The organism is Bacillus sp. ILBB4 (genome assembly GCF_035064545.1).
In the GTDB taxonomy this organism is placed as follows: Bacteria; Bacillota; Bacilli; order Bacillales; family Bacillaceae_H; genus Priestia.
The window spans coordinates 347,403-360,902 of record NZ_JAIQVD010000001.1; the positions used below are offsets into that span (position 1 = coordinate 347,403).

General features: G+C 39.5%; 13 protein-coding genes. All 13 read right to left on the reverse strand.

From position 1 onward, the window contains the following. Positions 1 to 101: 101 nt before the first annotated feature. The gene (locus LAV82_RS01990; protein WP_211077431.1) at positions 102 to 587 is read right to left on the reverse strand and encodes a dihydrofolate reductase; all 486 of its coding nucleotides are present in this window, start codon (positions 585 to 587) and stop codon (positions 102 to 104) included. Beyond that, on the reverse strand, positions 584 to 1,378 hold the full coding sequence (locus tag LAV82_RS01995; protein ID WP_013058746.1) for a thymidylate synthase: 795 nt from the start codon (positions 1,376 to 1,378) through the stop codon (positions 584 to 586). Before LAV82_RS01995 ends, LAV82_RS01990 begins: the two co-directional genes overlap by 4 nt. A gap of 177 nt (positions 1,379 to 1,555) precedes the next feature. Continuing rightward, on the reverse strand, positions 1,556 to 1,681 hold the full coding sequence (locus LAV82_RS02000; RefSeq protein WP_255255982.1) for a hypothetical protein: 126 nt from the start codon (positions 1,679 to 1,681) through the stop codon (positions 1,556 to 1,558). 144 nt (positions 1,682 to 1,825) lie between these two features. After that, positions 1,826 to 2,728: a formyltetrahydrofolate deformylase gene (gene purU / locus LAV82_RS02005; protein WP_025750221.1), complete on the reverse strand. Its 903-nt coding sequence runs from the start codon at positions 2,726 to 2,728 to the stop codon at positions 1,826 to 1,828. Then, positions 2,725 to 2,883 carry a hypothetical protein gene (locus LAV82_RS02010; protein WP_013058748.1) on the reverse strand — a complete coding sequence of 53 codons (159 nt, stop codon included), beginning with the start codon at positions 2,881 to 2,883 and terminating at the stop codon, positions 2,725 to 2,727. Before LAV82_RS02010 ends, purU begins: the two co-directional genes overlap by 4 nt. 131 nt (positions 2,884 to 3,014) lie before the next feature. Continuing rightward, positions 3,015 to 4,820: an IucA/IucC family protein gene (locus LAV82_RS02015; protein ID WP_499715569.1), complete on the reverse strand. Its 1,806-nt coding sequence runs from the start codon at positions 4,818 to 4,820 to the stop codon at positions 3,015 to 3,017. Then, a complete protein-coding gene (locus tag LAV82_RS02020; protein ID WP_499715571.1) occupies positions 4,817 to 5,974 on the reverse strand; it encodes an MFS transporter in 1,158 nt (385 codons plus the stop codon). Before LAV82_RS02020 ends, LAV82_RS02015 begins: the two co-directional genes overlap by 4 nt. A gap of 3 nt (positions 5,975 to 5,977) precedes the next feature. After that, positions 5,978 to 7,267, reverse strand: a complete 1,290-nt coding sequence (locus LAV82_RS02025) for a lysine N(6)-hydroxylase/L-ornithine N(5)-oxygenase family protein (RefSeq protein WP_013058751.1) — start codon at positions 7,265 to 7,267, stop codon at positions 5,978 to 5,980. Beyond that, positions 7,246 to 7,839: a GNAT family N-acetyltransferase gene (locus tag LAV82_RS02030; RefSeq protein ID WP_499715572.1), complete on the reverse strand. Its 594-nt coding sequence runs from the start codon at positions 7,837 to 7,839 to the stop codon at positions 7,246 to 7,248. Before LAV82_RS02030 ends, LAV82_RS02025 begins: the two co-directional genes overlap by 22 nt. Further along, positions 7,836 to 9,590, reverse strand: coding sequence for an IucA/IucC family protein (locus tag LAV82_RS02035; protein ID WP_499715573.1), 1,755 nt, complete (start codon positions 9,588 to 9,590; stop codon positions 7,836 to 7,838). The genes LAV82_RS02030 and LAV82_RS02035 overlap by 4 nt, the downstream gene beginning before the upstream one ends. Continuing rightward, on the reverse strand, positions 9,568 to 11,088 hold the full coding sequence (locus tag LAV82_RS02040) for a pyridoxal phosphate-dependent decarboxylase family protein (RefSeq protein WP_499715574.1): 1,521 nt from the start codon (positions 11,086 to 11,088) through the stop codon (positions 9,568 to 9,570). The genes LAV82_RS02035 and LAV82_RS02040 overlap by 23 nt, the downstream gene beginning before the upstream one ends. A gap of 1 nt (position 11,089) precedes the next feature. Beyond that, on the reverse strand, positions 11,090 to 12,454 hold the full coding sequence (locus LAV82_RS02045) for an aspartate aminotransferase family protein (protein ID WP_499715576.1): 1,365 nt from the start codon (positions 12,452 to 12,454) through the stop codon (positions 11,090 to 11,092). Between the two features lie 262 nt (positions 12,455 to 12,716). Continuing rightward, positions 12,717 to 13,409 carry a copper homeostasis protein CutC gene (locus LAV82_RS02050; protein ID WP_499715578.1) on the reverse strand — a complete coding sequence of 231 codons (693 nt, stop codon included), beginning with the start codon at positions 13,407 to 13,409 and terminating at the stop codon, positions 12,717 to 12,719. Between the last annotated feature and the right edge of the window lie 91 nt (positions 13,410 to 13,500).

Consider the following 13,500-nt stretch of genomic DNA (forward strand, 5'->3'; position numbering starts at 1 on the left):
CATCATCACAAAGAAAAGATCCGAACGATTCATAGTTCGGATCTTTCATCAACTAAAATACTTTTATCCCAGACTCGCATTTTTTTATTAAGTAAGAGAAATTAGCTTCGCTCGTATACCGTAAAATAATACGTGTAGGGATTTTTTTCATCTTTAATTCCTTGCTGCTTCGAAATAACTTTCCATTCGCTCAAATCAATCGCAGGAAAATGTGTATCTCCTTCAAAGGATTCTTTAATATGCGTAATATAAAGTCTGTTTGCAACGTCTAATGTTTGCTCATACAGAGTAGCTCCGCCAATCACGAAGAGCTCGTCTTCTTTTTCAGCATCTAATGCTTCTAATTCCTCAACTGAATGAATAACGGTTGCTCCTTCTTGTTGATAATCTTTTTGACGCGTAAGAACCACATTTTCGCGATTAGGGAGCGGTCGTCCAATTGATTCAAATGTTTTTCTTCCCATTACAATGGTATGACTCGTTGTGATGCGCTTGAAATACTTTAAATCTTCCGGAAGGCGCCATGGCAAATCATTTTCTTTACCGATCAGCCTGTTTTGATCCATTGCGACAATGAGGGAAATCATACGCTCACAGCTCCTTTGATGTGAGGATGCGCATTATAGTCTACTAGCTCAAAGTCTTCAAATTTAAAGTCAAAAATTGATTTTACGTCTGGATTGATTTTCATTTTTGGCAAAGCATGAGGCTCACGCGTTAACTGCAGGTTTACTTGTTCAATGTGATTGCTGTAAATATGCGCATCGCCAAACGTATGAACAAAATCACCTGGCTCTAAATCACACACTTGTGCCACCATCATTGTAAGCAGCGCATATGAAGCAATATTAAACGGTACGCCTAGGAAAATATCAGCTGAGCGCTGATACAATTGACAAGACAATTTGCCGTCCGCTACATAAAACTGAAATAAGCAGTGACACGGCGGTAAAGCCATATTGTCTACATCAGACACATTCCAGGCGCTTACCATTAAGCGGCGAGAATCAGGGTTGTTTTTAATCTGATTGATAACATTTGTAATTTGATCAATTTTTTCTCCGTCCGGCGTTGGCCATGAACGCCACTGATGGCCATACACAGGGCCAAGCTCCCCGTTTTCATCCGCCCATTCATTCCAAATGCGCACGCCGTTATCTTGTAAATACTTAACGTTCGTATCTCCTTGTAAAAACCAAAGCAGTTCATGAATAATTGATTTCAAATGAAGTTTTTTTGTCGTTAATACCGGGAAACCTTCTTGTAAATTAAAACGCATTTGATAGCCAAATGTGCTAATTGTACCTGTTCCTGTCCGATCTTCTTTTTTTGTTCCATTTGCTAACACATGCTCGCAAAGTTCAAGATATTGTTTCACTTCCGACACTTCCTTTATTAAAAAGTCCTTTTCTATTGTATAAGTGTTCACGAGCTAAGTAAACAACTAAATCTCAGCTCATGTAGAAAAGTTTTTTATCATTTAGATACACGATTTCCCCGAAAAAAACGAGGATGAGACCTAACAAAATCAATTAAATGATCGCGTATGAATCGCTTATGACACCGCGGTTGATCTCCGTGCAAGGCTGGCGGCCGATGAGCCTCCTCGTCGCTTGCGCTCCTGCGGAGTCTCACCGATTCCGCTTTTCCCGCAGGAGTCTTCGCCTTGCCCTCCAATCAACCGCTAGAAGCAACTAAATAGATGAAATCTACGTTTACTATCACCATAAAAAAATCCGAACGAATTTCATTCTCTCTCAAGAATTTCGATTCATCGTTCGGATCTTCCTTCGGCTAAACTACTTTTTTAATAGCTTAGTCTTTGTTAATTAAATACAATTGTGCGGTTTTCATGCACTAAAATGCGGTCTTCTAAATGCCATTTTACAGCACGTGCGAGCACCGTACGTTCAATTAAGCGGCCTTTTTTCTTTAAGTCATCCGCATCATCACGGTGGTTCACGCGTTCAATATCCTGTTCAATAATTGGTCCTTCATCCAAGTCGTCCGTTACATAGTGAGACGTAGCACCAATTAATTTTACACCTCGCTGATATGCGCGTTCATAGGGGCGTGCTCCGATGAATGCCGGTAAGAATGAATGGTGAATATTAATGATACGATATGGATTTTCAGCCACAAAAGTCGGCGTTAAAATTTGCATATAACGCGCCAAGATAATTACGTCAATATTATAATCTTTTAATACCTGCAGCTGTTTGGCTTCTGCTTCTTGGCGAATGTCTTTTGTCGCCGGTATATGCTTAAACGGTATACCGAATGATTCAACCACTTCGCGCGCATCTTCGTGATTGCTCACAACGACAGCGATGTCTGTCATCAAATCTCCGCTTTCCCATGCCCACAGCAGCTCTAGTAGACAATGAGGCTCCTTTGACACAAAAATAGCTGTTTTTTTCAAATTATGAGCATATGTAAACTGCCAGTTCATTGAAAACGTATCGGCAATTTTTTTGAAGCTTTCTTCTAGCTTTACTTCTTTAGCTAATAAATCCTCACATTCAAATTCGAAACGGATAAAAAACATACCCCCTTCATGGTTCGTTGAATGTTGACTTGATTCTACAATATTTGCACCGTGCTCATGTAAAAACGTAGACACAGCGGCTACAATACCCGGTTTGTCCGGACAGCTAATTAGCAGCCGACCGCGATTTTTATATTTCTCTTTATATGAAGTTAAATGTTTTTGAATATGCGATTTCATGTAATTCCCTCTCTTTTTTTAAATATACAGACAATTGTACCATTATCCTTGCAGCGATGCGACATTGAAATAAGGCTTTGACAAAAGAAAGCCGAAACGTTTGCTTCAGCTTGTGTACTTGTTGTTCTAACATCTACTCCCATCAAATCGTTCATTCACTCACCTTTACGTTCTACACATACCTAAAATGAGTGTTTCCTAAAGTGCTGTAGCTCATCCAATTCTCTTGCTGCTTTTGAATTAAACATAAAAAAGCCGCTAGCACAACACCAGCGGCTTTTCCTTATTATTGCACAGCTTTTTCACTAACTTCATGCAAGGCATTTCGTACCTTTCCATATTCGCTTGCGTGAGGACGATCTCCGTCATCTTCGTATCCGTAATCAAACATTCGATTTCGATTTAACGTTAATTTCGTAATGGTTGGACGTAATAAATCAAACAATTCAAATCGTTTTTTCAAATGTGGAAATGATGCTTGATAATGTAAAATTTCTGCTCGTACACTTTTCCAAAATTCCGCTTCTTCTACGCCTTCATGCTCTTCTAAAATAGTCGCTAAATAGCGGAAGTGACAAACAAATAACCCTGTTAAAATAAACTGCGTCAGTCCTTCCGGCTCTTCGCTGCGCAACACTTCTTTCAGTTCAAAAGATAGCTGCTGCAGTTCTTCAAACGGCTGATCGCTAATATTCACGTCGTCTACAAAATCTTTCATAATAATTCGAACGGGCTTGTTGTTTTTAAGCACCAGTACCGTGTTTTGACCGTGCGGGGAAAATACAGTACCGTATTGATATAAGTAATGAAGAAGCGGCGGCAATACAGCGCTGGTTAACGCATCAATCCACTCGACAGGAGTTAAACCCGACTTTTCTATATAAGATGAAACTAAAGCTTTCCCTTTACTGTCAACATGTAAAAGCGCAGCTAGCGTAATCGCATGCTCTCCTTCTTCTAACTCTTGATAGATGCTTTCACGCCAAACGACTCCCAGCATTTCTAAATACTGATAAGGCGCGTTTTTAATAGAAGCAAACGTGGGCTGAGTTACGTTTAACGTAGCCACTTCACCTAAAAGTCCTACTCTGCACGTATCTTTTAAAAACGCATCGCGATCTCGTATGCCTTTAATATGCTGAGTTACTTGAGGAGCAATTACCGTCCGCTCACTTGGAAGGCCTCTGTACACAAGCGTATTCAATATACTCATGGGAAGCTTCACATGATATTTATCTCGATTTGTTGTATTCACAAATGTACGAATCGACTGCTGAGGAAAATATTGATCTTCACCTTCTCCTAACGGAACAATTAAATCATTTGCAATGTATTCAGCGAATAAAGGAACAATCACGTTCATCCACTGCCATTCATGGACGGGAATATAGTAATAGTCCGCTGCTAAAAGGTCTTGGCTTGTTAATTCTTTTTCAAATTCAGCTAGCGTCTTACCGCTTAACTCCTGCTCCATGACATCATCGAAGCCGAGGGTATCTAATGAATGAAACGAAGCAATTTGCTTCGCAACAGCAATCCATGAAAGCTTAATTTTTTGTTTTTGCTCAGGTGCAAACCGCAGATAATCATCATAGCCAAATCCGATGCGCCCTTTGTTGTATGTAATCCAAGGATGTCCCGTCATTTCACCTTCTAGCTCCGCATAATCCATACCTGCTAATTCATCAGCTGATTTTCGATTTTGCAAATGCACGTCTGCTATTAATGTATGAAAATATTCTTTTGCTAAGTGACCTGCGGTTGAGCTAGACATTCCTTTGTCTTCAGATAAGCTAATTAACAGCTGCAAGGCCTCCGAAAATGTAGGGGTTGACGCTTTAGATGTCAGCTTAATACTTTCTGGCAGTACAGAAAAACTGTCAAACAATCGCTGTTTCGCTTGATATGTATACGTAACGCCCCCGTGGTCTTCCCATCGATACGTGGCAAGCGCACCCTGCTTTTGCAGCTGTTTTGGCTCAATAATATTTTCATACATGAATTCCTGCAGCATTTTAGCTAAAAGCTGGCGATTTGCTTTTTCCCATGATTGCTTATTAAATACGGAAAGATTCGTTTCTTTGATTTTCATCCTTCATTCTCCTTTACTTGTCTTAGAATAGGGATTGTTTTATTACGCAGCGGCATTACAGCGCTAGCAGCTAGCAAAGCAGCACCACCAGCTGCTAACGGAAGCGCTAAATTTACTTTGCTGATTTCTAGTGCTAAAAGCGGGGCAATCAGCAGGGCAATATTTTGAACAGCAATAAGCCAGCTGTAATAGTAAGCAGCTCCTTCTTTGCTTTTTTGAAATAAATAGATATCAAGTATAACCATGCTGAGATAAAACCCGGCTCCATATAAAATTCGACTTATAATAAATATGCTGAGATGATCGGCATATGCTTGCAAACATAGCAGTAAAGCACTAGCACCCGTTACGCCATAAAAAAGCGGTATAACTTTGCCATTAAATAGCTTTGTAGGTACCGTAAGCTTTAAGACGATCGCCATAATGCTCGGCATTACATATAACAAAGCGCTGCCTTGACTGTTCATGTCATATGTGTCACTTGTAAACAATGTAAAATAAGGGCGAATGACATTGTGTCCAAGGTGAAAAAAGAAAATAGCCAGCAAATAGAAAAAAATAGGCTCGTTTATACTTTGAATGTATGCTGGTGTTTTTTCTTTTTTTAAAGATGAAGCTTTTCTTGTTATGAGCCATACGGCCAGTACCATATCAGCTAAAGCAAAGTACTGATATACTTTAAGCGGCATTTCCCATGCAATAATCGTACTTCCAAACAAGCTAGCGACAATAATAGCCGTATGAACAATAAATACATAGGTTGTTGCAGCACTTGCCTTTTTCTGTCCATTTTTCATGCCGCCTACTAAATATGGGTACAAAAGATATAAACTGCTTTGAAACACAAGTAATACTAACGAAATGGCTAAAAATCCATAAAAAGTAGAAACTTCGCTCAGAATGACTTTAATTAAGGCTGTCATTAGAAGTGACGCTACGATTATATGTTGTACTTTCCACTTCTTAAGCAGCATTCCCCATAAAGGAGTCATAACAATGACCACAATTCGGCAGCAAATAATAAAAAAAGACGTCATTGCGACTCCATCTACATGGAAAGCATTTGTAAAATACTGCGGATAAAATGGTGATAATAACACTTCCGACGTCATGGTCATAAACAAACAGATAAAAACAAAGCGCGGAGAAATCATTTCTTAAAATCCAAACTTTTGGAAAACAGTATTTTTATATATTTTGTACACGTTTTCACCTGCAATTTGATTAATCAAAACAGCATTGCGATAAGCGCCTAAACCTAAGTCTGGTGCTCCAACCCCGTGTGTATGAAGCTCTCCGTTTTGAACAAATAGCGGGGCGCCTTTTTTCTTCATCTCAACTTGATAGAGTTCGTTGATTTTCAGCTGTCCTTTTTCATCAAACAGCAAATGTTCTTTTAAACCTTCCATAAAAGCAGGCTCTTTTGCATGATAGCCCGTGGCCATAATGACAATTTCACTTTCTTCTTTTTCAAACGAGTCCTGCTCGTATTGGTGAAGAGTAAGAAGATGTGTATCGTTTGTCTTTTCAACGCCTGCAAGTTCCGTAAGCGCTCGCATCGTTAGCGGCACTTCTTTTCCTCCAATTGTTCGTTCGTAAATCAAATCATAAATATCACCGATCGTTTCAAAGCTTATTCCTTTGTATAAAAGAGCTTGATTTCGTAAAACGCTCTCTTTTTTCTCTTGGGGCAATCTGTAAAAATAGTGAGTATAATCCGGCGAAAAATGTTCAAGGCCAAGCTTTGAATATTCCATCGGATAAAACCCTTTTGAGCGCGTATACCAATTCAGCTTATAGTCAAACTGAGGCTGCTGTTGAAGTAAATCATAGACAATTTCAGCTGCGCTTTGACCTGAGCCAATTACGGTAATACTTTTAGCCTTCAGCGTTTGTTCACGATTCATTTTGTACTGAGCGGAGTGATAGAACGTATCGCTGGCTACTGATTGAAAGTCTCTTGGCACTACGGGCTGTGTACCTACTCCGGTTACAAGATGATAGCTGTAATAGGTATGAAGCTTTCCTTCTTTTTCAATCGTTACTTCATAAAAAGGTTTAGCGTCTTCATGCATTTTTACTTCTTTTACTGTGCTGTTAAATTCAAGCCCACTCAGCTGGCTCGCTACCCAGCGGCAATAATGATTGTATTCATTTCTCGGAATGTGAAACTTCTCAAAGAAATAAAACTGATACAAGCGCTCATGCTCATGCAGATAATTTAAGAACGTGTACGGACTCTTCGGATCCACCATCGTGACCACGTCTGCCATAAACGGAACTTGAAGAGTTGTCCCTTCTAAAAGCATTCCTGGATGCCAATTAAACTCCTTTTTTTGTTCAAAACATTTATATGTACAATCTGTTTTATCAATTAAAGCTGCTAATCCTAAATTAAATGGACCAACTCCTACTCCAATTACGTCTAAAATGTCCCGTTGTTCCATTCACTCCACCTTCTTTCAAATACTGTTCTTTCACATTTCAGCAGTACGCCTGTTTTATCAGGCAGCGACACTACTTTCATAAATTGAAACCCGCATTTTTTAAATACTGCAATCATCTTTTTATTTCGTATATCTGGTTCCGCTATTACTTTAGCAGTATCTGCTACCTGGAACTTGTGCTTTAGTAAACTAAGAAGGAGCGGATAAATATGGCCTTTTCCTAAAAAAGCAGGTTCTCCAATTAATAAATGAATCCCTTGATCTCCTTTTTCATAAGGGTAATAGTTACTGATAATATCGCCGTCAACCGTATAAGATTCCCAATAGCTCATAGGTACACCGTCAATTTCTCCAATTAGCAGTTTTTGATGGGAATCAGCTAGAAATGTTTTTAAATGCTGTTCATACGCCTGTTTTGAAATATTTAAATTCCAATACGGAATAACATGCGGTTCATGCATCCACTTGTACAGCCGTTCGAAATCTTTTGCAAAAGAAACAGAGCGAAAGGTGATGCTCTGCTCCTTTTGCTGAATCATAAATGGATACTGCTTTTGTAATGCCGATTTCATAACCGTACACCTGAAGATTCGTACAGAGGATTTTCAACATTTACATAAACAGACTGCGTTTCAAGAGAGCCTACCAGCTCATCCATATCATGAACGCGCGTTAAAAAATTAGCTTTGCAAGGAAGCACTTTCTCTTCTAACATCGATGAAACAAGCCCCGTATGATCTTTTTCTTTGTACATCTCTATCTCTTGTCGCAGGATCAATAGCAGATCTGACTCTTGAACAAGGCCAGCTGCACCAAAAGCGTTAACTAATCCTAAAATATGATTAAAAAATACGTAATAACGAAATCTTTCTTCTGCTACAGCGTCATCACATACCGTATCGCTTTCTCCGTTTAAGGAAGGAAGCAGCTTGCGAAGCTCTTGTTCCTTTGATTTCATAAAGTAATAGCCTTGGTTGTCACGGTAGTAAAACACCGATGGATATCCGTTTTCATCAAGTTTAATAACGGAATTTTGCTGATGAGCTTCCAGCGCAATTCCTTTTTGAGTGTAAAGCCACATCATAGGATGAAATGAGACATCTAAATAGCGTTTAAACCAGTGCTTGCTTATGTCTTCATTTGTGCTATTTTCACTTGCAGCAATGTAATTAATAATATTTTCAATTTGAGAAGCTTTCCCAAACACATGATCTTGACACAAACTTGCTAAGAGTGTTGTACGGTCCCCATGCTCACCTTGAAAAGGATTGCTTCGAATCATGACTTCAAACCCAAGCTCTTTTTTTCCAAGCGTGATGTAAGCAGGGTCTTCAATCACTTGAAAAGCCGGATAGTTTTCTTGAAGCTCCGCCTGCAATCCTTCTTGCAATAAACGGCTAACTTCTACCCCTCTGCTTAATTCTTTGCGTTTATTCACTCTCAGTGAATTCGTAATCTTCACCGGAATAGAAAATTTGTACATCACATCTGCATCTTCACTGTATACGGTTCTAACAGACGAAGTCGGATAAAACGGGTGACCGTGTGGCCCTAGATAAGCAAGCCTGCCTTTTTGAATCCATTCACACACTTCTTCTTTTCCTAAAAGATAACGAGCTTGCAGCGGATGCATAGGTATAAGTGAATAATCGTCCGCTTGGCAATGCGACTGTATGAATTCTTCAGAAACCTTGTTATCTTTTTTCAGCTGCTCTTTAATAAGCTGTGAAGCGGTTTGACTCCCGGCAGACTGTTCTGCAACAAGAGATTTATGTGCTTTAAAATAATGAAGCTGAAATTTGCCGTTAACTTCAGGCCCAAACACCTCTTCTTCTTCAGGTAATATCCCTTGACGGCTTTTAGGTGTAGGATGCAGCTGGTGGCCAATAAGCAATGACTGCTCAGATTCTAAGAACGTTTTGTCCCATTTATAGCACGTTTCTAACTCTTTCTGTCTTTTTTCAATGAACAATTTCATATTTTCATAGCTTAATAGCACACGTACAATTAGCTCATTTACCTGTAGTAAATGATCTGTTACTTCTTTTAAAAGAAAGGCCAAAAGAGTGACGACATCTAACTCCTTGAGCTCCTCTTTCTGAATGCGATAATAAAAGACCGGAAAGAACAAGTGACGTCCGGTAGCTGAACGGTACTTTACTGGAAAGTAAAGAGTTACCGGCTGTTTTTCTAGCCTAAGAACGAGCGTTTCTTCGCTTTTTATTTCTGTAATGGACTGCCATACTCCCTTACCTGTTTCTCGAATATAGCAATTAATAATATTTTGCATCGTAATAAAATTAGCCGATAACTGAGCGTTCACGTAATCGCTCCTCCTTTTTCTCCAACTCTTTTCCTAAAGCCACGACTTCCTCCAACTGAGTGGCAACAGTATCAACTGTAATCATGGGATTTAACATCGTTAGCTTTAAATAAGCTTGCTCTTTATGCTTTGTTTTTGCCATGATAAACGTGCCTTTTTCATATAAGTGCTGCTGAATAAGCTGATTCAATTCATTTTCATAATGCTGCTGTTTTTGACAATCAACATATAAAGTATCTGGCACATAGCGAAATACAACCGCGTTCATATAAGGATCATTTAACACCGTAATATTCCTTTGCTTTCGCAAATGTTCAGCTGTCTGCTTAGCCGTTTCAATCGTTTGGTCAACCATCTTTCCATACTCATTTGTACCTACTGCACGGAAAGTCAGCCATAGCTTCAAGGCGTCAAATCGTTTGGTCGTTTGAATGCTGCGATCTACCAAATGTACGTGCTCATCTTCTTCAGGATTTAAATAATCTGCATGAAGCTGAATGTGTTTAAACATAGCTGAATTCTTCAGTAAAAATGCCCCGCAGCTCACCGGCTGGTAAAACCACTTATGAAAATCCATCGTAATAGAATCTGCTCGTTCAAGAGCTTTTAAGCGTTCACGATATTTATGTGAAAATAGCAGCGCTCCTCCATAAGCGGCATCGGCATGAAGCCAAAGCCCTTCTTTTTTAGCTAGCTCACTTATTTCAAAAAGAGGGTCTACGCTTCCAAAATCTGTCGTGCCTGCCGTTGCTACAACAGCAAAAGGAAGGTTTCCCTGGGCTTTGACTTCCCGTATCGCTTCTTCTAAATTTTCTATATCCATCTCGTGCCTTTCATTGCACTTTACACTCACCACTGCATTCATGCCCAATCCAAGCTGAGCTGCAGATTGCCGCACCGTAAAGTGGGCTTTTTCGGAGCAGAAAATCCGCAGTTTTTTAGCTTGGAGCGGTAAACCTTCTTCACTAACATCAATTGAAAATGCAGCATGACAATATTCATTACGAGCAAGCAGAAGTCCCATATAATTCGACTGAGTCCCTCCGCTTGTAAAAACGCCCGAAGAAGAGCTTGGATAACCAATTTGTTTTGTTAACTCATCAATCACTTGATCTTCTATATACGTGGCAGCCGGACTTTGATCCCACGAGTCCATAGATTGATTCAAAGCAGAAATCATCACTTCCGCAGCAAGGGCCGGTATAATCGGAGGACAATGCAAGTGTGCCATTGCCCCGGGATGCGAAATATGAAGCGAATGATCCAGCACTACGGCTTGTACGTCATCAAACAGATCTTCTAGCGGCTGTTCGTGTTCGCTAAAATAGACCGAACGATTGACTAAGTTCGATAGTTCGTCAACGTCTATATGAGTATAAGGGGATTTTAGTTCATGGTAGTGACGTTTAATCATCTCTGTCATTCCGCCTATCATCGCTTCATAATTCTCGAGGCTTTCTTTGGATGATGATAAAAACCACTTTTCAAACGGCGCCATTTTATTTATTCACCCACTTCTCTTCTGCTGCTTTTATCGCTTCTTCAAATCTTGTTAACACTTCATCGGTTTGTTGTTTCGTTAAAATTAATGGAGGAAGCAGACGAATAACAGCACCATGTCTTCCACCCACTTCTAAAATGACGCCTCTGTCGAAACATTCTTTTTGAATCAGCTTAGCTAACTCACCGTTTGCAGGATGACTGCCGATTTTATTAGCCGGCTTTGTTGCGTCTATGATTTCAACGCCTAGCATCAAACCTCTTCCGCGTACATCACCAATTGAGAATACTTGCTTTTGAATATGTTTTAGCTGATTCTGAATATAAGCTCCTAATTCATGAGCATGTGCAGGTAAGTTTTCTTGTTTTATAAATTGCAAAGTAGCTCGTCCTGTAGCCATCGCAAGCTGATTTCCTCTAAATGTACCGATGTGTGCACCTGCTTCCCATTGATCAAGCTTTTTATCATATAGAACAACGGATAAAGGAAGGCTTCCTCCAATTGCTTTAGATAGTACTAATACATCCGGTTCGATATCAGCGTGTTCGAATGCATACAGCTTTCCTGTTCGTCCAATTCCAGTTTGAACTTCATCTACAATAAGCGGAATGTTTCGTTCTTTTGTGATTCTGCGAAGCTCTTTTAACCATGGAATCGGCGCCGGAACAGAGCCTCCTTCTCCTTGTACAATTTCTACTACAACACCCGCCGGAGTAACAATTCCGCTTTCAGGATCATCCAGCATATTTTCAATGTATGTACTAATGTAAGTGTGACCTTCAGCACCTACGCCAAACGGGCAGCGGTATTCATATGGATAAGGTAGAAAATGTGTATCGGGCACTAGCGCATGAATGTGCTTTTTGGGACTCGTTGTACCGCTAATGCTTAACGTTCCGTGCGTGGAGCCGTGATATCCCCCTTGAAAAGATAAAATCGTGCGGTTGCCTGTTGCTGTTTTTACAAGCTTCAAAGCCGCTTCAATTGCGTCTCCTCCAGTTGGACCGCAAAACTGTATTTTCGCTTTGTTTGCAAATCCTTCTGGTAAACTAGCAAATACTTCATCGATAAAAGCTTCTTTCACAGGCGTTGTTAAATCTAATGTATGTAAAGGAATAGATTTTGCTAAAACGTCTTGTATTGCTTCATGGACTACGTAATGGTTATGACCAAGAGCAAGTGTGCCGGCTCCTGCTAAACAATCAATATACTCTTTTCCATCCATATCCGTGATCACGGCGCCTTTTGCTTGTTTAATTGCAATAGGAAGGCGTCTAGGATAAGACCTTGCATTGGATTCACGTTCATTTTGCATAGCAAGCAGCATTTCGTTTGATGTAAGTTGTTTCGTTGACGTTGACATATCATATCCTCCTGTTTGTTCAATTGATAATGATTTTCATTAACAATTACAACAATAAATGATAATGATTATCACTGTCAATGATTATTCTGAAAATATGAAATTATTCCTATTTCACTCTAAAGTCGGGAAAACGCAGCCTTTCTCTTATGTATCAAGGATTCAAAGGGTTTTATGATGTTTTCCATTTAGGGAAAACTATGTAATAAGTCCCTTTCTATTTCCAAATAAAAAAGTGCTACAATTCCTTGTAGCACTTCTGTTACTTTTGCTTATTCATCGTTTCTTTTGCAGCTTTTACACTCCTTGGGTCAAGCGGTTTCGTATATTGACAATTCACTCGAACCCCTGAACCAATACGAATTTCTTTCACGGGAGTAACGGATAAGAACGCTTGAAGATTTTCAGGTTTCAGCCCTTTTGTCCCGATTAAAATAATATCTTTATCTTTTATTCTTCTTAACAGTTTTTTAATATGAGGAATACCGTTTAGCGCACTTTTATCCGCTCCTGAAGTCATGACACGCTGAATTTGCTTATAGCTTACAAGCGTTTCAAGTGCCTTTTCTTGATCACTGATTTCATCAAATGCTAAGTGGAACGTTACATTCATTTCTCCTGCCGCATCCAGCAGTCGCTTTAAAGCTTGCTCATTAATAATTTTGTCTTCTGTTAAACAGCCTATTTCAATTCCGTCAATGCCAATTTCTCTTGCATAGTGAATATCTTCAATCATTGTTTGCAAATCATCTTCATCATACTGAAAAGATTGATTATGTGGACGAATCATCACAAATATTGGGATATGTATCGTTTCTTTCACTTTTTTCATCAAACCGTAGCTTGGGGTTAAGCCGCCTTCACCGATTCCAGTTACAAGGCTTATACGATCGGCACCATGTTCCTGGGCAACTTTAGCATCATGTAAGGTTGCAGCTGTGACTTCTAATATCATTCTAAAAACACCCTTTCCCCTTTAATATAGAGCTTTTGCCTTCTTTTCCCTGTATTTATACTTAAAAAACTCTACCAAACTCTCTTATGTA

Excerpts from the sequence above, each read along its gene's own strand:
- LAV82_RS01990 (WP_211077431.1), bottom strand. The coding sequence starts at position 587 with ATGATTTCCCTCATTGTCGCAATGGATCAAAACAGGCTGATCGGTAAA.
- purU (WP_025750221.1), bottom strand. The coding sequence starts at position 2,728 with ATGAAATCGCATATTCAAAAACATTTAACTTCATATAAAGAGAAATAT.
- LAV82_RS02010 (WP_013058748.1), bottom strand. The coding sequence starts at position 2,883 with ATGAACGATTTGATGGGAGTAGATGTTAGAACAACAAGTACACAAGCT.
- LAV82_RS02015 (WP_499715569.1), bottom strand. The coding sequence starts at position 4,820 with ATGAAAATCAAAGAAACGAATCTTTCCGTATTTAATAAGCAATCATGG.
- LAV82_RS02020 (WP_499715571.1), bottom strand. The coding sequence starts at position 5,974 with ATGATTTCTCCGCGCTTTGTTTTTATCTGTTTGTTTATGACCATGACG.
- LAV82_RS02025 (WP_013058751.1), bottom strand. The coding sequence starts at position 7,267 with ATGGAACAACGGGACATTTTAGACGTAATTGGAGTAGGAGTTGGTCCA.
- LAV82_RS02030 (WP_499715572.1), bottom strand. The coding sequence starts at position 7,839 with ATGAAATCGGCATTACAAAAGCAGTATCCATTTATGATTCAGCAAAAG.
- LAV82_RS02040 (WP_499715574.1), bottom strand. The coding sequence starts at position 11,088 with ATGGCGCCGTTTGAAAAGTGGTTTTTATCATCATCCAAAGAAAGCCTC.
- LAV82_RS02045 (WP_499715576.1), bottom strand. The coding sequence starts at position 12,454 with ATGTCAACGTCAACGAAACAACTTACATCAAACGAAATGCTGCTTGCT.
- LAV82_RS02050 (WP_499715578.1), bottom strand. The coding sequence starts at position 13,409 with ATGATATTAGAAGTCACAGCTGCAACCTTACATGATGCTAAAGTTGCC.